The sequence below is a fragment of the Tunicatimonas pelagia genome, assembly GCF_030506325.1.
GTDB lineage: Bacteria > Bacteroidota > Bacteroidia > Cytophagales > Cyclobacteriaceae > Tunicatimonas > Tunicatimonas pelagia.
Map to the genome: position 1 here is coordinate 6,192,728 of NZ_CP120683.1, position 23,642 is coordinate 6,216,369.

A 23,642-nucleotide genomic window follows, 5' to 3' on the forward strand; every position below is an offset into this window, starting at 1 on the left:
GATATGACTTTACGAAATACAGTTGATAAGATAGTACGATGGTTGCTGGTTGCCCTCATGGCGGCTATCGTGGTTGACGTAACCATCCAGGTAGTCAGTCGCTATTTATTTCAATCGCCTTTTAGCTTTACCGACGAACTAGCCGGGTTTCTGCTCATCTGGGTAGGACTTTTGGGTTCGGCCTACGCCACCGGGGAAAAACAACACTTAGCCATTGACTTAATTTCGGGCGGAATGTCCCCGGAAAGAAAACGCCAACTGGATATTCTCATCAATGTTATTGTCGTGATATTTGCTTTGGGAGTGCTGGGGGTAGGCGGGTTTTGGCTAGTATACACCAGTTTCTTGTTTGGGCAAATATCGGCTGCCCTGGAACTTCCCCTGGGCTTTGTGTATCTGGTGGTGCCCGTATCCGGATTGCTCATTGCCTACTACGCCATTGATAATACCCGAACTGCAAGTGAAAGGTGATAATGGATAATTGGAAATGTGAGATGTGAAATGTGAGAAGTTAGAGGTTAAGTCAAAAAAAGACAATTTTCCAAAACCCAAAACCCAAAACCCAAAACCCAAAACCCAAAACCCAAAACCCAAAACCCAAAACCCAAAACCCAAAAAATCAGCAATTGAACAATCAACCAACTAATGGAAGCTACCGAAGTCCTTATTCTTGTTTTTAGCTTTGTGATCTTTATTGCTATCGGCGTTCCTATTGCCTACTGTATCGGCATTGCCGGGGTCATCACCATGCTACTCTCCATTGACTACCTTCCGGCGGTGACCACCTTTGCCCAACGAATGGCAACGGGGCTTAACAGTTTTACCCTACTGGCAATTCCCCTCTTTATTTTGGCGGGGCAACTGATGAATACTGGAGGAATTGCCTCCCGGCTGATTGAATTCGCGAAGGTACTGGTAGGTCGCTTACCGGGTGGTCTGGCGGTGGTAAACGTACTAGCGAATATGCTATTTGGTGCCATATCCGGGTCGGCCGGAGCGGCTGCTTCAGCAATTGGAACCATCATGCACCCCCGAATGAAAAAAGAGGGCTACGATGAGAACTTCAGTGCCGCCGTAAATATAACCTCGGCTACTACCGGGCTGGTAATCCCGCCCAGTAACATTCTGATTATTTACTCACTGGCAAGTGGGGGAGTGTCTATCGCAGCATTATTTTTGGCGGGTTACTTACCGGGGGTATTGACTGGCTTAGCCCTTATCGGTTTTGCTACGGCTTACGCGTATCGTCACAATTATCCTACCGGAGAGAAAGTGCCATTGCGGGAGGGGATACAGAAGTTCTTGGCAGCCCTGCCTAGCCTATTGCTACTCGTTATCATCCTCGGTGGAATTGTAGCGGGGATATTTACCGCCACTGAAGCTTCGGGCGTAGCGGTGCTGTACTGCTTAGCCCTCGCATTTATTTATCGCGAAATTAAGGTGAGCGATTTACCCGATATTTTGATACGAACCACACTGACCACCTGTATCGTGCTGCTAATGGTTGCTGCTTCAATTGGCCTTTCTTGGGTCATGGCTTACGAAGAAATTCCCCAAAACGTTAGTGCCGCCTTGCTCACCCTGAGTGATAGTCCGTTTTTGATCTTGTTGATCATTAACATGATTCTGCTTTTTGTAGGAATATTTATGGATATGACCCCCGCGGTACTAATCTTTACTCCAATATTTCTTCCGATAGTCACTCAGCAACTGGGCATTGACCCGGTTCACTTTGGCATTATTCTGATAGTCAACCTCTGCGTTGGTTTATGTACCCCGCCCGTAGGTACTGTATTGTTCATTGGGTGCAGTGTGGCTAATATTAAAATTCAGTCAGTAGTGAAGCCTCTGCTGCCCTTCTTTGTGGCGATGGTTGTGGTATTGCTGCTAGTCACGTACATTCCTGAAATCAGCCTGTGGTTACCTCGCCAATTTGGGTTCTAAATGAATTACAGTTTATAAGGAACAGAAGTGGTGGGATCGAAGAAAAAGAGAGTTCATCCTTCAATTTATTCTTTGAAAGACAAACTCTCTCATAAATTTAGGCTTTTCTCCTACTGGTTGAGCGGTATTTCTACCAATCGTTTGCTTTTTTTTAGGTAGCGAACCGTAGCATAGCTCACGGTAAGCAGCACAAAAAGCGTAATTAAATAGGGGAGTAGCGTATCTACCGCTGGCCGTCCTCCTGATCGGTACAGGGTGTTTGCTGTTACCAGCACTGCGGCTGCCGTCCAGATATATGTGGTATTGTATTCTTTAAGAACCGCCCGACGCCCGTTAAACTGCATACTTCTTAGGGTGCTGCCCAATCCAGATAGTGCCGGCAGCCACCGGTTCACATCTTGTTGGTACGATTGGTAAGCCTGCCCAAATTTAGCTGCCAAGAAGTGCTCTTCTGCCATCACAATAGCCTGGTAGAACAAGACGAAGATCGGAGTGATAACAGTTACGAAGATCAGCGAGTTGGCCATTACTCCCAACCCGAGAATCATCAGGATGTTTCCTACGTACAAGGGGTTTCTACAGTGGCTAAATAGTCCGCCAGTCACTAATTCTTCGGCGTATACTTTATAGTTTTTACCGCCTCGGATAATGTACTGCAAACCAATTGTGGTAATCCGAATAGTCTGTCCTGAGAGGGCAATCATAAATCCTAGCCCAATAGCCAGCCACGGGTGGACAGTCAGCGGAGGTGAGGGAATAAAGAGTAAAGCGTAGAAAACGGGAAACAGGCTATTACGATAGCGAAAAAGAAAGTTGCCAAATTTTACCATTATTTCATTGCAATTATGCCACAGAAATTATACCATTTAAAAAAGACTTCTTGGTAACGAAACCCAGTAGCCTCGAGCAGGGCTTGATTCTCCTTCAATTTATAGGGGATCAGCACATTCTCCAGGGCTTCCCGTTTTTGAGAAATCTCCATTTCGCTATAGTTATGGCGCCGTTTCATGTCATAATAGTACTTGATAAATAGGCGATTAAACAGCGAGTCTTCCCCCAAGACCTTCTCTACAATAATTAAGCACCCATCATTGTTAAGCTGTCGGTAAATATCCTGAATAAGCCTTTCCCGGTAGAGCGGACGGACAAACTGAAGAGTCAAGCACATGATAGCCACCGAAGCCGATTCCAGCGTGATTCCCTGGTTTAAATCGGCTGATACCAAATCAAAATTACGGGTAAGTCCCGCTTGCTCGAAGTTATTACGACATTTATTCAACATCTCCGGAGACTCATCAATCCCTACAAAGCGAACAGATGGGTCAACCACTGGATCAAGGTTTAAAAGCGTAGTGCCGGTAGAGCACCCGAGGTCATAAACGGCTTGGTTGGGCTGAGCAAAATCGGCTACTAATTCGGTTAACATTCGTTGAATCTCTCCGTAGAAAGGAACCGAGCGCGAAACCATGTCATCAAAGACCTGAACCACGTTCTCTCCAAATTTAAAATCGCCCATCGCATTAGGGCGGTCAAATACTTGATCTCTTTCTTTGTCCATGAGCATATAGTTAGATTATAAGTTTTTCCTATTATTTTATTCTGTATTTCAGGAAAAGAGAATGGTAAAAGAAGGGTGAATATAAGTTCTCTAATGCGAAAAACTGTGCTAACTTAGCCAAATATTCATAGTAACACAATACGCTATTCAACTGAAAGATTATGGAAAACAGCGACCTTTTTACTATTTCTGGAAAAATAATTGTCATCACCGGTGGCGCTGGGGTGCTCGGTGGGAAGATGGCAACGATGTTGCTGGAGCATCAGGCCAAAGTGGTGATTCTGGACTTAAACCAATCATCGATTGACCAAAAGCTGAAAGAGTTACACGCCATCAGTGACAATGCTGTTGGTTACCCTTGTGATGTTACCTCCCAGGAGAAGCTGGAAACGGTAAAACAGCAGATACTAGACAAGTGGGGGCGAATTGATGTGTTAATCAACGCTGCGGGTGGTAATATGCCCGGCGCAACCGTAGCTCCCGATCAAACGGTATTTGATGTATCGGTTGATGCTTTGCAAAAAGTACTGGATCTCAACCTGATGGGTTCAGTACTGCCTACATTGGTGTTGGGTAAGGTAATGGCCGATCAAAAATCGGGTAGTATTATCAATATTTCTTCCATGGCTGCTACCCGTTCTATTACGCGAGTGCTGGGGTATTCGTTGGCGAAGGCGGGTATCGATATCTTCACTCGGTGGATGGCTACTGAGATGTCCTTAAAGTTCGGTGATGGTATTCGAGTGAACGCAATTGCTCCGGGTTTTTTTATCGGAGAGCAAAACCGCCGCTTGCTTACTAACGAAGACGGTTCGCTTACCGACCGGGGTAATACGATCATCAAAAATACACCGATGCAACGCTTCGGTGAAGCAGAAGAACTGAACGGGACAATTCTCTACCTTTGCAGTGATGCTTCCAAGTTTGTAACCGGAACCATTGTGCCTATCGACGGCGGGTTCAGTGCATTCAGTGGAGTATGAGTAAGAATACTTCACAACATTATTTGTATCCTACCTGGCGCTGGTTTGGTCCGTCGGATGGAGTTTCCCTGAGTGAGATTAAACAAGCAGGGGCAAAGGGTATTGTTACGGCACTTCACCATATTCCCTGCGGTGAGGTGTGGTCAGTAGAAGAAATCCGACAGCGACAGCAAACGCTTGAAGCGGCTGGTTTCAACTGGACAGTGGTAGAGAGTGTAAACATTCACGAAAGCATCAAGATTGGTGCCTCCGATCGGGATCAGTACATAGAAAAGTATCAACAAACTCTGCGAAACCTGGCTAAGTGTAATAGTAGGCTGGTGTGCTATAATTTTATGCCCGTGCTGGACTGGACCCGCACCCAACTGGCGTATCCGGTAGAGGATGGCTCAACCGCTCTCCGCTACGACCCTACCGCTTTAGCAGCTTTTGAACTATTTGTGCTGAAGCGAAAGGGGGCGGAAGACCAATACAGTGAGCAACAGCAAGTAGCCGCTGAGAAGTATTTCTTAGCCATGACTGAGGCTGAAAAGGAGGAGCTACAGCAAACAGTCTTAGCTGGCTTACCTGGTACGGATGAAGTGTTTACTCCCGACGAGTTCAACAAGTTTCTGGAGCGTTACGAAAAGGTGGATACTCAACAGTTGCGTGAGAATCTTGTCTATTTTCTACAGCAAATCACTCCGGTGGCGGAAGAGGTAAGTATCAAAATGGCGATTCATCCCGATGATCCCCCATTTCCGATTCTAGGATTACCTCGCGTGGTCAGTACTGAAAATGATTTACAGTTTATCACCAGTCAGGTTCCTTCGCCCAGTAATGGGATTACTTTTTGCACCGGATCGTTAGGCGGAAGGACGGATAATGACCTGCCGGGAATGATTGAACGTTTAGGGGATAAAATACACTTTTTACACCTACGAAATGTGCAGCATAACGCTGACGGTAGTTTTCATGAAGCAAACCATCTGGAAGGAAGCACTGATATGTTTGCGGTGATGCAAGCGGTGATAAATGAACAGCAGAAGCGGGTCAATAATGGGCGGAAAGATATTGCTATTCCGGTACGTCCCGATCATGGTCATCAGTTTCAGTTTGATGCTGAGCGTAGTTTTTACCCTGGTTATTCGGGGGTAGGACGACTACGAGGTCTGGCTGAACTAAGAGGCTTAGAGCTAGGAATTCGCAGAATGATGCAAATAAGTAATATTTAGCCAACAATATGCTCAGAAAACCGTTCTATTTGTTAGCTAAAGCCCTAAAATGAATTTTTTTCACCCCTCATTTGTTGTATAGACATGATTACAATACCCGACAAACGAAAGTCTCAGATTACTAAAGAACTTCTAAAACAGTACAAAAAATCTCATCCTGGAGTTTTCTCCCTCAGCTACTTTGATCCCACTGAAATCAACGACTTTGTAGTGCAACGTGGTTCAGATGTGGTGGTAGACAAGCAAGGGATAGAAAGTTTCCTTCAAGCATTCCGATAGATACCAACAACTGCGCTATTTAGCGCAGTTTGCATTTCTAGGTAATATAGCTCTTAAGTACTTGAGATACTTCCTCTATTGAAGCTATCCTGAATGTACCATCAGCTACCTTTCACAATACCTTGAGCGCGGAGATAGTCTAGGCTTTGCTCCTGATTAGCAAATGCCTGTTCCTTGTTATCAACTGCCTGAAGCTCAATCGCCACGTAGGATACCGATTGTTCCGACAAAAGTTGCAATACTTCGGGGAGCGGTAGAGGATTTTCACCTAGCACCTCTTGAGCCTGTCCATTCTCGGCCGATTTTAGGTGAATGTAAAACAGATTGTCAACATTCTCCCGCAGATAATTCCGAACACTATCCACTGTGCCATGAACGCGAGCTACGCTGAAGGGATTGGCGGTATCAAACTGCCAACCTACCTGCTCGCTCACTTGAGCAAACATATCGGCTACCCCAAAATACGCATTATCATTTCCAAAGAAAGGTTCACCAGCATTTTCAATTACGTACTGTAATCCGGCTTCCTTAGCCAGTGCAGCAGCACTGTCAGCGTACTGCACCGCCAAGTTCAATTCTTCTGGTGTCCAGCCTTGTTTTGCGGCATCACTGGCAAACTCAGATAAGCTGGCCAGCGACCGGATTAACTTGGGGCCATCAAAGACTCCGGCATTTTGTAAGCCTTTCTCAAACGTCGGCCAGAAGTCTTCGTCTAGCAGTCCTTTCTGAATGGCGTAGCTCACTTCAATTCCTTTTTCCTGCGCGTAGGCCGCAATCTCTTGGCTTTCTTCTAATGATAACTCCGCACTCGGATCACGAAGTTCAAGCCAAGCGTAGCCCTGTTGTTCGGCGTAATCAATAAACTGCTTACTCGTCTCTAGCGAGACAGGCATAGCTGCCAGAAAATTTTGCGTGGTGAACCCTAACTTTAAATTCTCATAATCAGCAAACATCAGATTTGGATTAGATACGGCCTCAGCTTCAGTAGCTTGTTCCTGACTGCCCGAAGAACAACCAATAAGAAAGCTCACTATTAGACTGATAAAAAAAAGAAGTAGGTTATTAGGTTTGTTTAGAAAAAGTGTCATTTGTGATAATTTTTAAATCAGAATGAATTGGATTGGGAGAAACTGAAGTAGGCAATAGTGAAATTCTAGTCGAGGTAGTTCCTCTGGATGTGATCTGTTTAAAGAACGGTATGCTACAACCATAAATAGTAGGATGTGTCAGTAGCGTTGAAGCTAGTCAGAAATTAAATTTGTTCAAAATCTGCCTAACCAATTTACACTTTGTACTTTACCATTCAGATCAGCAGATTCTAAAAAACGATTAACAATAAGATTTAATCATTTGATTAAATAAAGTGATTTTTATATATTTGTATTATGTCAATACTTCGGACAGAATTTAGGAAAAGAGAAGGCACCCCATTAAGTTAGTTTTGCGAACAACTTTAGGGTACCATGAAAACCATAGAGATTCTCCAGACGATAATGGCAAAAATGCCGGACATATCCCAACCCATGCATAAGTTTTTAGTGCATCTTGTACAGGTGTTCTTATCGGCTAAGGGGCGTTATAACTTTACCAACTTGTCGCGCTGGGGCGACCTATGTGAGCGTACGTTTCGGCGTAATTACGACAAAGCTTTTGATTTCAGACACTTTAGTGAGGTGCTCATTGATCTGTTTTTTGCTAACCACTCCTGGATTGCGGTGAGTGACTGTAGCTACGTTGCTAAGAGCGGTAAAAAGACGTACGGTTTGGATAGGTACTGGAGCGGATGCTCCCAAAAAGCAATTAAAGGATTAGAGATTAGTGCGCTGGCTTTGGTATCAGTGAAAAGCGGATTGGCCTTAACCCTATCGGTACACCAAACCCCTGGTGGACTCAAAGACGAGACCAACCGCTTACTTTTCTACTTACAGCAGCTAGTCCGTTGTAGTGCCTACCTGCTCAAAAAGACGAAGTACTGGGTGGTAGACGGCTTTTACGCCAAACAAGCCGCTTGGGATCAGGTAGCTGCGTTAGGTATGTTCATGATCACTAAGTTGCGCGGTGATGCCAATATGAACTACTTATATGAAGGCCCCCAAAAGCCCCGAGGGAGAAAACGCAAGAATGGGGGTAAAGTTCACTGGAAAGGCGATGAGGTGTTAACTCGTTTTGAACAACAGGGTACCACCCCTGAAGGTTGGCAAGTCTATTGCCAAGTGGTTTGGTCGGTAAAGTGGAAGCGAAAGATAAAAGTAGTGATGGTTACTACACAAAGTAAAAGCGGCCGAACCGGTTTGTTCTTGTTAGGATGTTCGGATCTGGAACTCTCAGCAAGTCGTATTCTAGCATACTATCGCTTGCGCTTCAATATTGAGTTTCTCTTTAGAGATGCTAAGCAGCATTTAGGACTCAGCCACTGCCAAAGCACTCAAGAAAAACGTTTGGCCTTCCATTTTCAGGCCGTCATGATGACTTTGAATCTGTGTTTGGTAGAGAATCACTTGCAGGGTAGAACCAGCTTCTCACTGCAAGACGTCAAAACAGAGCATTTTAATACCCGTTGGCTACAAATCATTATTTCAAACTTAAATCTGGACGCTGAGTCAATAAAAATGCACCCCAACTACCCAAAGCTATTGCAACGGGGAAAATTGGCTGCATAAAACTGTCCATACTATTGTTATGTCCAAAGAAGTAAATACGTCAAAAGAGCTTTCTACTGAAGAAAAAATAAAGCAAGCAGCGGCCAAGGTGTTTGTACACAAGGGCTACGCTGCTACCAAAACCCGCGATATTGCTGAAGAAGCTGGAATCAATATCGCTTCATTACATTACTACTATCGCAGCAAGGATAAACTCTTCGAGTTGGTCATTGGTGAAGCCTTAAAAAGGTTTTCTAAAATGATGGACAGTACTTTTAACAATGATATGCCACTGCATGAGAAGATAAAAATCTTTGTAGAAAAATATATTGACTTTATCCGGGAGAACCCGATGGTTCCGCTATTCATTGTCGCCGAATCGCAGCACAACCCAGAAACAGTGGATAAACTAATGGCAAATGAACGGACCTTGGACAAGCTAGAGTCTCAGTTTGAAGAACTAGTTGAACAAGGTGCTATTCGCAAAATGCACCATGCCCAATTTATGATGAACATGGTTAGCCTCACAATTTTTCCGTTTCTCATGAAACCACTTCTGTTACATAAAGTTGGGCTATCGCTAGATGAGTATAATGACTTGCTGGAAGAACGTAAAGAAATAATCCCAGAGATGATTATAAATTATTTGTATCTGAAGAAACCAACATGAAATTTTTTTGCTCTAATTATAATCAAACGATTACATCATAAAGTATAAACAGTTAAACAAATCAAAATAATGAAAGCTAAGAAAATAACATTATATCTGGTAGGGTTACTGTTTCTCGGCACCCAGTGGCAGTGTAGCGAGTCATCGGGGGAGAATCAGACTGCTTCAGCCCCAGCTAAGACCGAAAATATCCGCAAGTTTACCACCCAGTCCGCTGAGCCTCAGTCTATCAGACACAGTATCAGCCTCACCGGGCGCGTGGTGCCTCAGCAAAAAATCGACGTGGTAGCTCAGGTGCAGGGCATAGCCGAAAGCCGCCGTAAACCCTTTGAAGAGGGGCAAACATTTCAGCGGGGTGAAGTACTGCTTTCGCTTGATGACGATGAGTTTCGTAGTAACTTGGCTGCTCAGAAGAGTCAATTCTTAGCTTCGTTGGTTCGTATCATGTCGGATTTGAAGCTGGATTATCCTAGCAATTTTCCGGCCTGGAACCAGTACCTAAAGCAATTGGATATAAACCAATCACTATCGTCGCTACCCGAAGTGGAAAACGAGCAGTTGCGCTATTTTTTATCCGCCAATAACATTTTTAACCTCTACCACACTATTCGAAGCCAAGAAAAAACCTTAGAGAAGTACACAATTCGGGCACCCTTCACCGGGGCAGTGACCCAGACGATGATTGATGCCGGAGGGCTGGTGAGTTCGGGAGTGAAGCTAGGTGAGTTTATCCGCACCGATCAGTATGAAGTGCAGGCGGCCGTATCGGTAGAGGACTTGGAATTAGTGGAAGTTGGACAAACAATTCCGTTGAGCTCTCATAGCATTTCCGGGGAGTGGATGGGGCAGGTAAACCGAATCGGTAAACGAGTAGACCCCGCTACGCAATCGGTATCGGTTTATCTGTTGGTAGCGGGCGAGCGACTCAAAGAAGGCATGTACCTAATGGGAGATCTGGCTTCACGCACCTACGAAAACGCAGTAGAAATGCCAAAGGAAGTACTCACTCGCCAAAACCAGGTCTATGTTATTGAAGATTCAGTGGTCAAACTCAAAAATGTTACCCCGCTAGAATATCAGGAAACGACGGTGATTCTACAAGGGCTGGCTCAAAATGACCAAGTAATCACGGATCTAGTAAGCTCTCCAATTCAAGGTATCACCGCTGTTTCCAAATAACTAAAAATACTGAACCATGCGAAGTATAATAAAATATCTTATTCAAAGCCCGACGTTGGTTAACCTGTTCGTAATCCTACTGGTTGGGATTGGGCTTCTGCGACTAGCTCAGACCCGTAGCACTACGTTCCCTAGCCAGAAAGTGCGCTTTATTGATATGACTGTTCCGTATCCGGGTGCGAGTCCCAGTGAGGTAGAAGAGGGAGTTACTGCCCGTATTGAGGATAACTTGGAAAGTGTCACTGGTATTGATCGGGTAACCTCTACTTCTCGAGAAAACTTGGCTTCTATCCAGGTGGAGCTGGAAGAAAATGCTGATGCGGATAAAATGCTGGTGGAAGTAAAGAATGCAGTAGACCGTATTAATAATTTCCCGAGTGGGGTAGAGCCGGTGTCTATCCAGAAGCGCGAACCACTCAATTTAACAATGAGTGTTGCTCTACAAGGCGATTTGCCACTGCAAGCAATGAAAGATTACGCTGAAGAAATTCGGGATGATCTGATGACCGCGCCGGGTATCTCAACCGTAATGATCAGCGGCGTACCGGAAGAAGAAATTGAAATTCGGGTACGGGAAAATGACCTGCGGGCGTACAGTTTGACCATTAGCGATGTGCAACGAGCGGTTCAAAATGCCAATCTGGAAACCTTTGGCGGAAGTATTGAGACGGGAGAAGAAAACATTTCTATTAAAGCCAATGAGAAGGGGTACTATGCGAAAGATTTACAAAATATTGTAGTGCGGGCTACTCCCGACGGTAACGTAGTTTACTTGAAAGAAGTGGCCGAGGTAGTAGATCAGTTTAAAGATTCGCCTACTGCTCGCTACTTAGAAGACGAGCGGGTAATTACCGTTACGGTTTACACCCTAAATGATGAGGATATTCTGGAAAACGCGACTTACGCTAGAGACTATATCGCTACGTTTAACGACCGCCATGCTGGGATTGACCTGCTGGTACTGGAAGATGGCACTGGCACCTTGCAAGATCGGCTCAAAACCATGATAAACAACGGAGTGGTGGGAGTTGTACTGGTGTTGATTGTTCTCGCGCTATTCCTCGATAAACACCTAGCCTTCTGGGTAGCCCTAAAAATCCCGGTAGCCATTATCGCGATGTTTATTTTTGCTGACATCTACGGGATAACCATTAATGCGGTGTCGCTGTTTGGGTTTATTTTGGTACTAGGTATTCTGGTTGATGATGGAGTAGTGATCGGGGAGAATATCTACCAACACGCTAAGGAAAAAGGAAAGAAACCGCTCCGCGCAGCACTGGAAGGAACCCTGGAGATGATTACCCCTGTCACTATTTCACTTTCCACCACGGCAATTGCCTTTTCGTTGTTCTTATTCTTGCCTACGCAAGCGGGAGAATTTTTCGGCGAGATGGCCTTCGTCGTAATTTCAGTATTATTTGTGGCCTTCCTGGAAAGCTTTTTCATTCTACCCGCTCACTTGGCGCACTCCAAAGGCTTGCGAGAAAATAGTAAACCATCGCGCATAGAACGCTGGGCGAGTAGTTCAGTAGCCTTTCTACGCGATAAGGTCTATATGAAGTTATTTCACCGAACTGCCGTAGGCCGGGGGTGGATGCAAGGCTTGACGTTTATAGCATTCGTGGGTTTACTAGTTGGCTCGGTATCCCTTATTAGTGGGGGAGTAGTCAATTTTACTTTCTTCCCTAACTTAGACGATGATGCCTTCTTCATTGAGTTGGAACTTTCCCCCGGCACTCCGGTAGAGGTAACTCAACAGAAATTAAGTCAAATTGCCGAAGCAGCTCAAGAAGTTAATACTGACCTGAGTGAAGGTAGGGAAGATAAAAAAGAAATCATCCGTTTTGTGGAGATAGTCACTGGTCCGCTGGACAACCAAGGGCAGATAAAAGTAACGATGCTCGGTGGTGAAGAGCGTGGTATTAGCTCGTTTAAGGTTTCCAATGCTATTCGCGAAGCAGCTCCGCCTATCCCGGAGGCTACCCGACTAATTTATGGCTTGGGGGCATCGACGTCTTTGTTCGGCTTACCCGTATCATTCTCACTAAAGAGTAAAAACTTGGAAGAACTGCGACTAGCAAAACAAGAGCTTAAAGCAGCAATGGAGGATTTCCCCGACGTGAAGGATGTGTCGGATACCGATACACAAGGCAAACAGGAACTGCATATTAAACTGAAGCCCCAAGCGGAGCTACTCGGACTAAGTTTAGGACAAGTGTTAAATCAAGTGCGAGCGGGTTTCTTTGGAGCGCAAGCCCAAAGCTTACAGCGCGGAGATAACGAGGTAGAAGTATGGGTGCGCTATCCTAAAGAAGGGCGCAATACAAAGGCGGAACTATTGAATATGCGAGTTACGGATCCTGGTGGAAATACCTACTATCTCAAAGATATTGCTTCGGTAGATACGGAAGAGGGCACATTGGCAATTAACCATCTAGAGGGGCAACGGGAAATTCGTATCGAGGCGAACGTAGCTAGTAACGAGATATCTGCACCTCGAGCTATTACTTACATTGAAACCGGATTACTACCTAGTATCTTGCAAAAGTATCCATCAGTATCTTACACCGTGGAGGGGCAAAACCGGCAGTCCTTCAAACTCATTGGAGCTATTACCACCATTGGCCCGATTATCTTGCTGTTCATATTGGCACTGATTATTATCAACAATAATTCGTTCTCCCAGGGGTTTCTGGTATTTGGTTTGTTTCCTTTCGCTGCCATTGGGGTCATCATCGGTCACTGGATTCACGGTGAGGCGGTAAACATCTTCTCATTGGTCGGTACAATTGCGCTTATCGGAGTATTTGTGAACAATGCTCTGGTCTTTATCTCTACGCTCAACGATCTGCTTAAGGAGGGGAAAGATTTTATTGGAGCCATTGTTGAGTCGGCTCAATCCCGATTTCGCCCCATTATCTTAACTACCATTACTACAGTAGCGGGTTTAGGGCCGCTCATTGGTTCTAGTAGTACGGGAGCGCAGTTTCTAAAAGGCCCAGCGATTGCGATGGCTTACGGTTTAGGATTTGGAATTTTTAATGTACTCATTCTGCTGCCGCTAATGCTGGTCGTATTTAATCGCCTGCGCCTATGGTGGCATAATCGAGTACGAAACCGTCAGCTATCTCCGGCTGAAGTGGAACCAGCGGTCATGAAGCTTAAGTATACCATCAACGAATAATGATCAAAACCATGAATATCTATAAAATTACATTAGCACTGGTGAGCACTAAGATGAAAATAGTTGGTACTCTTCCTCTTTGGGAAAGGAGGCCGCCGTGGAACGGGGTAGGAGGATTTGAGCGAGCAAAGGTGCTAAACTCAAAAGTAGCTAATATCATACTATTTATGTTCTGCTGTTTACTAACTACGGTCACTACAACCGGATTTAGTCAGGAAGTAGCCGTATCGTCCGATTCTTCGCAGCTAACGCTGGAAGAGGCAATTTCTCAGGCACTGGAGAATAATTACGATATCCGCCTGGAGCGATACCAGATAGAACGTAGCCAAAACAGTGTATCTCGTGCCCTGTCAGGACAGATGCCTACGCTTAATCTTAACGGCAGCTACGAGTGGGGCTACGCCAATACGGAGATTCAGACGTTGCCGATGGGAGGAGGTGAAGCTCCGGCGGAAAATCCTCCGATGGAGCTGGAGGGAACCGCCAACGCCTTCTCGGTACAACCTCAGTTGAATGTCCCTATCTTTCAGGGGTTTAAGGGTAAGTATCGTTACGAACAGTTGGAAAACGCTCAGCGGATGAGCGAGTTGCAGCGCGACGGGGTTGTTGAACAAACCTTAGTCAGCACAGTATCGGCTTATCTGGAAGCTGCCCGTTTGCAGGCACAATTGGAAATCAATCAAGAGAATATCGCTCTTTCTTACGACCGCTGGCAGCGGGTGGAGGAAGATGCAAAGTTCGGGGTGGCTAACTCTATTCGCCGATTGCAGGCCGAAGTAGACTTGAAAACTGATAGTGCGAACTATCGTAATATGTTACTTTCTTACCAAAACAGCCTGCGAAACTTGAACGTGGTGATGGTGCGTCCGCTTGATGATCAGTATTCAGTAGAGGAAGAGTTATTACTCAGCGAGCAACTAGACTACGAAGCCCTGCTAAGCGATATGAAAGCCAACAATACCCAACTCAAGCTTTCGCAACGGGGTATTGATAATGCGCTCTACGAAGAGAAAATCGCTCAAGGAGATTATCTGCCGACGGTGCAGGGCTACGCTAATTATTCGTACCTCAACTCGGAGGACGAAGCCAACTTTTTGCAGAGCAACGTAGCTTACGGGCCTAATGTAGGGGTGACACTCAGCTACTCAATCTTCTCGGGTGGAGCCAGAAAGATTCAGCAGCAAAACGCGCAACTGAGCCGGCAAGAGCAGGAAATGACCCTGGAGAGTCGGCGGTTTACCCTGGAGAAAGAGCTGCGAAACGCTTACGCTCAGTACGTTAACAATCAAAACCAGCTACGAATTGAGCAATTAAACTTAGCTACGTTTGAGCAAAACTATCAGAAGACGCAGGAAGATTTCAAGCTAGGATTGATTACTGCCTCCGATGTTCGCACCGCTCAGCTAAATCTTACTGCTGCGAAAAACCGTATTAATACTTTGACCTACGCGGTGAAGCAATCCGAGATTCGGCTGTTGCAGCTTAGCGGAAGGTTGACTCAGTAATCATAAGTGCTAACCTAGAGATTTTACACTATGCTTTTTTTGAAAAAACAACTGTTCTTCTTACTACTAATCTTACCTACTGCTTTTGCTTTTCCAATCTGGAATACCTGGAGTATCTCCGACGATTACGAAGTTCGCTTTTCCGGTTCGGGAGCTGAGGGAACATTCCGCGGATTGACGGGCACGGTGGTATTCAATCCTGACCAGCTTGGGCAAGCCCAATTCGATGTATCGGTTGATGCTACGACTATTGACACTGGAAACAAAACGAAGGACAAGCACGCTCGAGGTAAAGATTGGTTTGATGTAGAACAGTACCCGGAAATTAAGTTTCGCTCCTCCCAGATTACTAAAGTCGGCGAGCAGTATCAAATGACGGGTACACTCACGCTACACGGAACAGAAAAGGAAATTACGTTTCCTTTCACGTTTACCGAAAATGGTAGTTCCGGGCTATTTGAAGGCAGCTTCACGGTAGACCGGGAAGAATATGGCATCGAGGGGCCGTTCATCAGCTTTATGGTCGGAGACGACTTTGAAGTGAGTTTAAAAGTACCAGTTCAGTCATCTAGTGCTAAATGAAGAAATTATGGAAGATCTTATTCATCCTCAGCACGCTAGTTTAAGCTATTTGACGGGCTGGCAAACGGCTCTTCACAATTTTGAGCGTTGGAATCAGGAGCATTCCAATAGGGCAAAGCGACCAATGAGGTTGAAGAAGAGGCAAAGCCGTGGCTAAACGCAACTTCTGGTTGGCATTTTGGATTGGGTGGGTAGGTTTACCTGCATTCGCGCAGGTTTCTGTTGACAGTGCCCACTTTACTGAGGCATTCCAACAGGAACCACCCTTCGGAATCTTCAAAGATAACTACTTCATCACCGGAGCACCCATTGGCGAAACCCCCAACCGTATGAACGCCGATGCTAAGTTTCAGATCAGTTTTAAGCATCGGCTTATTGACCGGAAGCTTCCCTTTGGTACGTATCTGTTTCTGACTTATACTCAGAAATCATTCTGGAATATTTACCAAGAGTCGAGTCCTTTTGCAGAAACCAATTATAATCCTGGGTTGGGGCTAGGAAAGCTACAGTTCCGGAATGGTAAGTTGGGCGGTATTGCCTTGCTACAAGTAGAGCATGAGTCGAACGGGTTGCCCCCGGAAAGCTCCCGCAGTTGGAACAGCCTTTCGGTCAATTACCTAAAATTTGCGACTGATGATTTATTGGTTGGCCTGAAAGCTTGGCTGCCCTTTGGGTACACTAAAGATAATGAAGATTTGATGGAATATATTGGTTTTCAAGAGCTAACAGCTCATTGGCGAGTTGCCAACCGTCTGTTGTTTGATGTTCAACTACGAAAGGCGGCTGCATGGAACAATCGAGGTAGTCTTCAAGCAGGAATGAGTTACAAAATTGATTCGGAAGCCAATCAGTACTTATACATACAATGGTGGCAGGGCTATGCCGAGAGTTTGATTGAGTACGAACAAGTAAGCAGTATGCTTCGGCTAGGGATTGCCATTAAACCACCTTTCCCCGACTATTACTAAGTAATAGCCTACAGCGTAATTGTTCAAGTAAAGGTAAATAATATCAATCGGTTTCCCTCTTAAGGTATGCTTGTCTATCACTCAATTGAGCGTGAAACAACAACTGAATTTTCTATTAATAACAGCTTGAAATGACTACACATTTGAACTTTTGCAAGATTATCTCGTTTTTTACTGGTGCACCAAAATCGAAGACAATGACTGAAGAGGCGCAGCAAGCAGAAAACACCGAGGAGAAAATCCGGCAGGTAGCTAAGCGGTTATTCACCGAGCGGGGCTACAATGGCACGAAGATTCGCGATGTAGCAGAAGAAGCGGGTGTCAATATTGCTTTACTAAACTACTATTTCCGTAGCAAAGAGCGACTTTATGAGTCAATCGTAATCGAAAACTTTCAGGAATACCTTGGTACACTGGCTGTAGTACTTAACGAGCCTGATCTTCCGCTAGAAGAACGTCTTCGCCGTTACACCACTCAAATGATTGACACACTAAAGGCTAATCCCGATTTGGCTTTTTTTATTATGAATGAGGGGCGTAATAATGGAGAGTTTTGTCAGAAATTCTTGTCTAAGTACGATAAGATCATGGCCCACTCTAAACTAGCTGAACAGCTACAACATGAAGTGGAGGTTGGCTCCATTAGGTCGATTGATATGTTCATGCTCGATTCCATGCTGCACGCCCAATTAATCATGCCCTTCATTCAACTACCCATTTGGCGGCAGGTAGACTACATTAGCGATGCTGATTTTGATAAGTTTTTAGAGCAGCTAAAGCAAACAGTTCCAGATATGATTATGGCATATTTGCGATCGAAACCTTGACACAACTATTTTTTTGCCCATCAATTAAACAGTTGTTTAAAAAAATTTTTTAAAATTTTCTATTTTTCTCAACCTTTCTGTTAGAACACCGTATTCTCTGTAAAATGATTTAAACACACGTTTAAAATAAGTATTTTAAAATGAAATATAGTTTTACAGCGATTTTTTGGGCAATTATAACCAGTGTGGCTTGGGCTCAAGAATCTTACACATTAGACCAAACCATTGAGCGCGCTCTTAGCGAAAATCTCAACATTCAAGTAAGTCAGCAGGGAAAAAACCTCTTCGATGAGCAGGTTCGGGAGGTAAGAAATAATTTCTTACCTACTATTAACTTCAGCGGTTCCCACCAGTACTTCTTTGATATTCCAACCCAGGTGGCTCCGGCTGATGCATTTGCTACCCCAGGTACCGAACCTGCCCCCAATGCCCCGGCCTATTTACCGCTAGCATTCGGTTTACCTCACCAAACAAATTTGACGGTACAGCTTCAGCAGGTTTTGTACAATCCACAACTGCCTATTGGTATTAAGGCCGCCCAAACGGGGCGGGATATGGCTGATCTACAGCTTCGTCAAACTAAAGAGCAAACCATACAGTACGTGTCTTCGGCTTACTACAATGCTCAGTCACTGGCTCAACAAATTAAATCGCTTAAGCAAAACCAAGCATCGTTAGACCGCCTGATTGAAATCACGAAGCTACTGCGGCAAAATGATCTGGCTAAAGGTACCGACGTGGAACGTTTGCAGTTGAACCAAGCCAGTCTTGCCAATCGGGTAGCTAATCTGGAGGTAGCCTACGAGCAACTGCTCAATACGCTTAAGCTACTAACTCATACCTCAATGACGGAGCCATTTGCCATTGACACGGCGATCAACCGTCAAGAAGTGGTTATGCTGTCAGTACCGGATAGCATGGGTCGTACCGATATTGCTTTGGCACACAAGCAGTTGGAAGTACAGAAACTGGAAGAACGACAAATCTTATCGGGCTACCTGCCGTCACTTTACGCGACGGGTGTGTACGGTCAAACCGGATTTGGTGAATTAGATCAGGATTACTACGAGATGTTTCCGATCAGTTACGTAGGTGTCCAGATGAACCTACCCATTTTTGACGGGCTACAAAAGCGCTCGAAACGGATACAGAACCGAATTCAACAAAGCCAGACCGAAACTCAAATTGAGTTTCTGGAACAGCAGGTGGAAACGGAGATTGCTAATGCTTACGCCAGCCTGAATACCCAGCAGCAGGCGGTACAAGTGCAGCAGCAAGCATTAGCCCTTGCTCAAAAAGTATTTCAAAATATTCAGCTTCAGTACCGCGAAGGGGTGGCGGGAGTGAGTGATATCATCAACTCCGAGAATGAACTTCGGCAGGCGCAAACCGACTACTTCACCGCCTGGGCTCAACTGCGTTTGGCAGAGCTCGATATGCGTCAGGCAACCGGTAACCTACTAGCCAACCGATAACTAAAAAATTAGCGACTATATCTTCTATTCTAACATTATCATGAAAACTAACACAAACAAAAAAATCATACGCGGCACCCTGGTTATTGGGTTGGCGCTGGCCTTGGGAGCCTGGACGTACACCACGCTGATGGCTAACAAAGAAGCGGTAGAAGGTCGCGTTTACGAACGGGACTTTACCCGGAATACCCCGGTGCAAGTTGTACAGGTAGCCCGCCAAAGCCTGGAACAATCGCGTCGCTTACTGGGTACTTTTCAACCAAGCCGTGAGCTGGATATAACCGTTCAAGCGCAAGGTGAGGTAATACACGAAGCGGTTCGTGAAGGCGAACAGGTACGTGCCGGAAGCCTCATCGCTAAGATTGACGACGAGCAGTTACAGTATCAACTCATTGCCGCTGAAGCTGATTACCAAGATGCGGTACGCGAAGCAAAACGTTACGAAGCCCTTACTGCGGGTGAAGCGGTACCGAAGGTTCAGCTTGACAAAGCTGAGCTACGCCTAGCAAGTACGGAAAGCCAACTGAAATCGCTTAAGAAGCGGATTCGGCAAACGAGGGTAACATCTCCTTTCAATGGCGTAATTACCACCAAAATGTTCGAGAAAGGAACCGTGGTTGCTCCGGGAATGCCCCTGGCTCATCTCACCGATATTAATACCCTCAAGCTAATTGTACAAGTGCCTGAAGCCGAACTGCTTAGGTTTAAAGAAGGGGAAGAAGTAACAGTAAAAACCGACGTTCATCCGACAGCCAGCTATCCGGGTACTATCACGATGGTGGGAGCCCAAGGTGATGAGGCTCACAACTTTCCAGTGCACGTTCGGGTCTCTAATTCCGAAGAGCATCCGTTGCGGGCAGGTATGTACGGCTACCTACAATTTGACCTATCCGGTAGAGACGAGACGCTAGTCATTCCTCGGGAGGCATTAATTGGCTCGTCGCGCGATGCCAGTGTGTACCTGGTGCGCGATAGCACTGCGTACAAACATTCTATTCGCCTAGGGCAAACTACCGGAGGTGATCTGGAGGTATTGGAAGGCTTGCAAGAAGGTGATCAAGTAGTTGTGAACGGACAGATCAATCTGACCGACAGTACCCGCGTGACTATCCGCTAACCCAAAAGAACCAAACAGTATGAGTATCTCAGAAATATCTATAAAACGTCCGTCGCTGATTATTGTATTGTTTTCAGTGACCGTATTAGCCGGGTTGTTTGCCTTGCCCCGTATTGGTTATCAATTACTACCCGATATTGCCGCTCCGGTACTGACCGTCACCACCATTTACCCCGGAGCATCGCCCAGCGAAGTAGAGAACAGTGTAACCCGGGAGATTGAAGACGCGGTAGCCGATCTAGAAAGCATTGATAATATTGTATCCAAATCATTAGAAGGTGCTTCACTCGTAATTATCACTTTCAACTCAGGAACTGATATTGATACCCGCTTAGAAGAAGCTCAGCGTAACCTCAATAACGTTACCAGTAATTTGCCCGACGACGCACTCGACCCTTCTATCTCCAAAATTTCACCCAGCGATTTGCCGATTATGCAGATCAGTGCTACCGCGAACCTTAGTGGAAAAGCGTTCTACAGTGAGATGGACGATCAAATTGTCCCTCAACTTCAGCAAGTAAAAGGAGTAGCTGCCGTCAATATGCTGGGAGGCGAGGAGCGGGAAATTCGGGTAGCTATCAACCCCGATAAGCTTGAGTACTACGGCTTATCACTGTTGCAAGTTACCCAAACAATTGGGCAGGCAAATATGGAATTCCCTACCGGAAGTGTGAAGAGTGAAGGGAATGACATTACGGTTCGCCTCGCCGGTAAGTTTTCAGACTTGGATCAGATTCGGGAGCTAATCGTTAAGTCAACCGAGACGGGTAGCGCCGTTCGGGTGAGGGATGTGGCGCAGGTAATTGACGGAATTAAAGAAACCGCCAGCATTGCCCGACTCAATGGGGAAGATGCTATCACGCTTCGAGTGCAAAAGCAAGGCGACGCCAATACCGTAGACGTGAGTGAGGCAGTGAGAGTACGTCTGGACGAGCTAGAGAAACGTTATGCTGATAGTGGACTGGCTTTCGATGTAGCTCAAGATGAATCTGAGTTTACGTTACAGGCTGTGGAGGCTGTACTACACGATCTGGTCATTGCGGTCATCTTTGTGGCAATAGTGATGCTATTTTTTCTACACAGCTTTCGCAATGCCCTGATCATTATGGTGGCTATTCCGGTATCATTGATCTCTACGGTAGCCTTCATGTACTTGCTGGGGTACACCTTCAACCTGATGACACTGCTTGCCATGTCACTGGCAATTGGTATTTTGGTAGATGATTCCATCGTGGTATTAGAAAATATCTATCGCCACATGGAAATGGGCAAAAAAACTTGGCGAGCCGTTCTGGATGGAACCAAAGAGATTGGCCTTACCGCTTTGGCCATCACGCTGGTGATCGTCATTGTATTCATTCCGGTCACCTTTGTTGAATCACTAATTGGTGATGTATTTCGTCAGTTTTCGTGGACAGTGGTTGTTGCAACCAGCTTTAGCTTACTAGTAGCCTTCACCATCATTCCCTGGCTCATGTCGCGGTTCTCAAAAGTTTCTCATCTGAATCCCAAAAATCCGTTTGAGTGGGTGCTAGTTCAGTTTGAGCGCGGTTTAACCAACCTCACCAACTTCTACGAACGGTCGCTGCGCTGGACACTTTCACGCAAGTGGGTGGTGATGACGGTCGTGGTAGTGCTCTTTGGTTTCACGGGTTGGGTGATGAGCTTGGGAATTGTGGGGCAGGAGCAGTTTTCTTCTGGGGATAAAGGAGAGTTTTCGCTTACGCTGGAGTACGCCAAGAGCACTTCAATCCGCAGTAACAACCTAGCTACCCAAAAGGTAGAACAATGGTTGCTGGAGCAACCCGAGGTAACTACCGTACTAGCGAATGTAGGAGGCCCGAGTGTAGGGATTGGCAGTACCGGACTGGGTAATCCTTATCTGTCCGAACTCAATGTGAAGTTGGTAGACAAGGAAGAGCGAGCGCGAAATACGGAGGAGTTTATGATTGATATGATGGAAACGGTGCGCGAAGAATATAGCGGAGTAGAAGTAGGTGGCTCGGTGATTGGGCTGGTGCAGTCGGGTACTGCTCCCATTGAAATTACCCTGAGCGGAGCGGACTACAATCAGTTGGTAGCCAGCGGTGAGCAGTTGAAAACGCTTATCGAGCGTACCTCCGGGGCTAACGATGTGGAGGTATCAGTAGATGCCGGAAAACCCGAAGTATCGGTTACTATTGATCGGGATAAGATGGCTGAGTTTGGGTTGAATATCGCTACAGTAGGAGCCACGCTTCAGAATGCCTTCACGGGCAACGATGATAGTGAGTACCGCGATGGGGCTTACGAATATGATATCCGCGTACAGCTAGACGCGTTTGATCGCCGTAACCCTTCCGATGTTAAGAATATAACATTTGTCAATCAAGACGGAGCCCCCGTCAAGCTTTCGCAGTTTGCCAGTGTTTCTCAGACCAACGGCCCTTCCGTGCTGGAGCGGAAAGATCGCCGCCCTTCGGTAACGGTTACCTCGTTCGCGCTGGGAGTACCTACGGGGACGTTGGCGCAAGCGATTGACGAGCAAATGAGTCAGGCGGCTTTTCTGCAACCCGTAGAGTACGAATGGGGTGGCGAAATCAAAGACCAAAACGAGAGTTTTGGGGCACTAGGCGGAGCCTTCGGGATATCGCTTATTCTGATTTACTTGGTTTTGGTAGCGCTGTACGATGATTTTATCGATCCACTAGTAGTATTATTATCTATTCCGGTGGCACTGATTGGGTCGCTGCTCGCCCTCGCACTTTCTATGTCTACGCTAAGCGTATTCGCCATTCTGGGAGTAATTATGCTGCTCGGATTGGTAGCCAAGAATGCCATCCTGATCGTCGATTTTGCGGGTGAGCTTAAGCGGGGCGGAATGCCGACCCGACAGGCCGTAGTACAAGCTGGGCAGGAGCGTCTGCGTCCAATTCTGATGACTACTTTGGCAATGGTAATCGGTATGCTTCCGATTGCGGTAGCTGACGGAGCCGGAGCCGAGTGGAAAAGTGCGATGGCTTGGGTAATCATTGGTGGTTTGTTGTCATCGCTGTTGCTCACTATATACGTCGTTCCTATTGTATACGACTTCGTGGATTGGGTTAAAGCTAAGGTAAATTCTGCGAAGAAAGAGGAAGAAACCAGGGAGCAAAAATTGAAGCCAGCCCAAGCCTAAACTGGCTAATGGGGTGGCAACATAGTTCATTCATTTTAAAGTAATCAGTATGAAAACTTCTTATGCATCGAGGACTACCGTAACAGTCCAATACTTAGCCGGCTGGAAACAGGCACAAAAAAACTTTAACCAATTTTTAGACGAAGTGCATCGTAGAAAGAAGCGAGAAAAAGTTTCCACTCAAGTGCCTAAATAGCTAAAGAATAATGTGAAAAACTCATAGCACGAATCCTATAAATTTTTATCAAATGCAAAGTAAGGGAAAGGATGTTCAATGGAACTTGGTGATAAGAGCGCAACACAACCAGATATGGTTATTTTCGGAGCGACGTTCTGCCTCAACCTTCCTTGAGCAGCCCCC

Annotated in this window: 19 protein-coding genes; 16 read left to right on the forward strand and 3 right to left on the reverse strand. The window is 45.8% G+C overall.

Going from position 1 to position 23,642, the window contains the following annotated elements:
* The first annotated feature begins 3 nt into the window (after window positions 1–3).
* Both P0M28_RS26470 and P0M28_RS26475 read left to right on the forward strand, forming a co-directional pair.
* Window positions 4–471 carry a TRAP transporter small permease gene (locus P0M28_RS26470; RefSeq protein ID WP_302206512.1) on the forward strand — a complete coding sequence of 156 codons (468 nt, stop codon included), beginning with the start codon at window positions 4–6 and terminating at the stop codon, window positions 469–471.
* A 174-nt stretch (window positions 472–645) separates the two neighbouring features.
* Complete coding sequence (locus P0M28_RS26475; protein ID WP_302206513.1) at window positions 646–1,944, forward strand: TRAP transporter large permease; 1,299 nt, start codon at window positions 646–648, stop codon at window positions 1,942–1,944.
* Between the two features lie 110 nt (window positions 1,945–2,054).
* On the opposite strand, the gene P0M28_RS26480 is transcribed toward P0M28_RS26475, so the two are convergent.
* Window positions 2,055–2,774: a methyltransferase family protein gene (locus P0M28_RS26480; RefSeq protein WP_302206514.1), complete on the reverse strand. Its 720-nt coding sequence runs from the start codon at window positions 2,772–2,774 to the stop codon at window positions 2,055–2,057.
* A complete protein-coding gene (cmoA, locus tag P0M28_RS26485; protein WP_302206515.1) occupies window positions 2,774–3,502 on the reverse strand; it encodes a carboxy-S-adenosyl-L-methionine synthase CmoA in 729 nt (242 codons plus the stop codon). The genes P0M28_RS26480 and cmoA overlap by 1 nt, the downstream gene beginning before the upstream one ends.
* A gap of 161 nt (window positions 3,503–3,663) precedes the next feature.
* Between cmoA and P0M28_RS26490 the strand changes: the two genes are divergently transcribed.
* From P0M28_RS26490 to P0M28_RS26500, 3 genes are all read left to right on the forward strand, one after another.
* Entirely contained in the window at window positions 3,664–4,485 is an 822-nt protein-coding gene (locus P0M28_RS26490) for an SDR family oxidoreductase (protein WP_302206516.1), read from the forward strand.
* A complete protein-coding gene (gene uxuA, locus P0M28_RS26495) occupies window positions 4,482–5,699 on the forward strand; it encodes a mannonate dehydratase (protein ID WP_302206517.1) in 1,218 nt (405 codons plus the stop codon). Before P0M28_RS26490 ends, uxuA begins: the two co-directional genes overlap by 4 nt.
* An 84-nt stretch (window positions 5,700–5,783) precedes the next feature.
* Window positions 5,784–5,978, forward strand: coding sequence for a hypothetical protein (locus P0M28_RS26500; protein ID WP_302206518.1), 195 nt, complete (start codon window positions 5,784–5,786; stop codon window positions 5,976–5,978).
* Between the two features lie 101 nt (window positions 5,979–6,079).
* Here P0M28_RS26500 and P0M28_RS26505 read toward each other — a convergent pair whose 3' ends face one another.
* Window positions 6,080–7,009, reverse strand: a complete 930-nt coding sequence (locus P0M28_RS26505; RefSeq protein WP_302206519.1) for a sugar phosphate isomerase/epimerase family protein — start codon at window positions 7,007–7,009, stop codon at window positions 6,080–6,082.
* A gap of 432 nt (window positions 7,010–7,441) precedes the next feature.
* Here P0M28_RS26505 and P0M28_RS26510 point away from each other — a divergent pair, with 432 nt between their 5' ends.
* From P0M28_RS26510 to P0M28_RS26560, 11 genes are all read left to right on the forward strand, one after another.
* Window positions 7,442–8,638, forward strand: coding sequence for a transposase (locus tag P0M28_RS26510; RefSeq protein WP_302203654.1), 1,197 nt, complete (start codon window positions 7,442–7,444; stop codon window positions 8,636–8,638).
* A gap of 19 nt (window positions 8,639–8,657) precedes the next feature.
* Complete coding sequence (locus P0M28_RS26515; RefSeq protein ID WP_302206520.1) at window positions 8,658–9,287, forward strand: TetR/AcrR family transcriptional regulator; 630 nt, start codon at window positions 8,658–8,660, stop codon at window positions 9,285–9,287.
* Window positions 9,288–9,356: 69 nt separating this feature from the next.
* Window positions 9,357–10,466, forward strand: coding sequence for an efflux RND transporter periplasmic adaptor subunit (locus tag P0M28_RS26520; RefSeq protein ID WP_302206521.1), 1,110 nt, complete (start codon window positions 9,357–9,359; stop codon window positions 10,464–10,466).
* A gap of 16 nt (window positions 10,467–10,482) precedes the next feature.
* Window positions 10,483–13,650: an efflux RND transporter permease subunit gene (locus P0M28_RS26525; RefSeq protein ID WP_302206522.1), complete on the forward strand. Its 3,168-nt coding sequence runs from the start codon at window positions 10,483–10,485 to the stop codon at window positions 13,648–13,650.
* An 11-nt stretch (window positions 13,651–13,661) separates the two neighbouring features.
* A complete protein-coding gene (locus P0M28_RS26530) occupies window positions 13,662–15,155 on the forward strand; it encodes a TolC family protein (protein WP_302206523.1) in 1,494 nt (497 codons plus the stop codon).
* A gap of 39 nt (window positions 15,156–15,194) precedes the next feature.
* Entirely contained in the window at window positions 15,195–15,737 is a 543-nt protein-coding gene (locus P0M28_RS26535; protein WP_302206524.1) for a YceI family protein, read from the forward strand.
* A 149-nt stretch (window positions 15,738–15,886) separates the two neighbouring features.
* Window positions 15,887–16,705: a phospholipase A gene (locus P0M28_RS26540; protein WP_302206525.1), complete on the forward strand. Its 819-nt coding sequence runs from the start codon at window positions 15,887–15,889 to the stop codon at window positions 16,703–16,705.
* A gap of 197 nt (window positions 16,706–16,902) precedes the next feature.
* Entirely contained in the window at window positions 16,903–17,532 is a 630-nt protein-coding gene (locus P0M28_RS26545; RefSeq protein WP_302206526.1) for a TetR/AcrR family transcriptional regulator, read from the forward strand.
* 140 nt (window positions 17,533–17,672) lie between these two features.
* Window positions 17,673–19,007, forward strand: a complete 1,335-nt coding sequence (locus tag P0M28_RS26550; RefSeq protein WP_302206527.1) for a TolC family protein — start codon at window positions 17,673–17,675, stop codon at window positions 19,005–19,007.
* Window positions 19,008–19,047: 40 nt separating this feature from the next.
* Window positions 19,048–20,124 carry an efflux RND transporter periplasmic adaptor subunit gene (locus P0M28_RS26555; protein ID WP_302206528.1) on the forward strand — a complete coding sequence of 359 codons (1,077 nt, stop codon included), beginning with the start codon at window positions 19,048–19,050 and terminating at the stop codon, window positions 20,122–20,124.
* 19 nt (window positions 20,125–20,143) lie between these two features.
* The gene (locus tag P0M28_RS26560) at window positions 20,144–23,281 is read left to right on the forward strand and encodes an efflux RND transporter permease subunit (RefSeq protein ID WP_302206529.1); all 3,138 of its coding nucleotides are present in this window, start codon (window positions 20,144–20,146) and stop codon (window positions 23,279–23,281) included.
* Window positions 23,282–23,642 lie beyond the last annotated feature (361 nt).

Excerpts from the sequence above, each read along its gene's own strand:
- P0M28_RS26525 (WP_302206522.1), top strand. The coding sequence starts at position 10,483 with ATGCGAAGTATAATAAAATATCTTATTCAAAGCCCGACGTTGGTTAAC.
- P0M28_RS26550 (WP_302206527.1), top strand. The coding sequence starts at position 17,673 with ATGAAATATAGTTTTACAGCGATTTTTTGGGCAATTATAACCAGTGTG.
- P0M28_RS26510 (WP_302203654.1), top strand. The coding sequence starts at position 7,442 with ATGAAAACCATAGAGATTCTCCAGACGATAATGGCAAAAATGCCGGAC.
- P0M28_RS26470 (WP_302206512.1), top strand. The coding sequence starts at position 4 with ATGACTTTACGAAATACAGTTGATAAGATAGTACGATGGTTGCTGGTT.
- P0M28_RS26515 (WP_302206520.1), top strand. The coding sequence starts at position 8,658 with ATGTCCAAAGAAGTAAATACGTCAAAAGAGCTTTCTACTGAAGAAAAA.
- P0M28_RS26480 (WP_302206514.1), bottom strand. The coding sequence starts at position 2,774 with ATGGTAAAATTTGGCAACTTTCTTTTTCGCTATCGTAATAGCCTGTTT.
- P0M28_RS26545 (WP_302206526.1), top strand. The coding sequence starts at position 16,903 with ATGACTGAAGAGGCGCAGCAAGCAGAAAACACCGAGGAGAAAATCCGG.
- P0M28_RS26520 (WP_302206521.1), top strand. The coding sequence starts at position 9,357 with ATGAAAGCTAAGAAAATAACATTATATCTGGTAGGGTTACTGTTTCTC.
- P0M28_RS26530 (WP_302206523.1), top strand. The coding sequence starts at position 13,662 with ATGAATATCTATAAAATTACATTAGCACTGGTGAGCACTAAGATGAAA.
- uxuA (WP_302206517.1), top strand. The coding sequence starts at position 4,482 with ATGAGTAAGAATACTTCACAACATTATTTGTATCCTACCTGGCGCTGG.
- P0M28_RS26490 (WP_302206516.1), top strand. The coding sequence starts at position 3,664 with ATGGAAAACAGCGACCTTTTTACTATTTCTGGAAAAATAATTGTCATC.
- P0M28_RS26555 (WP_302206528.1), top strand. The coding sequence starts at position 19,048 with ATGAAAACTAACACAAACAAAAAAATCATACGCGGCACCCTGGTTATT.
- P0M28_RS26560 (WP_302206529.1), top strand. The coding sequence starts at position 20,144 with ATGAGTATCTCAGAAATATCTATAAAACGTCCGTCGCTGATTATTGTA.
- P0M28_RS26500 (WP_302206518.1), top strand. The coding sequence starts at position 5,784 with ATGATTACAATACCCGACAAACGAAAGTCTCAGATTACTAAAGAACTT.
- cmoA (WP_302206515.1), bottom strand. The coding sequence starts at position 3,502 with ATGGACAAAGAAAGAGATCAAGTATTTGACCGCCCTAATGCGATGGGC.
- P0M28_RS26475 (WP_302206513.1), top strand. The coding sequence starts at position 646 with ATGGAAGCTACCGAAGTCCTTATTCTTGTTTTTAGCTTTGTGATCTTT.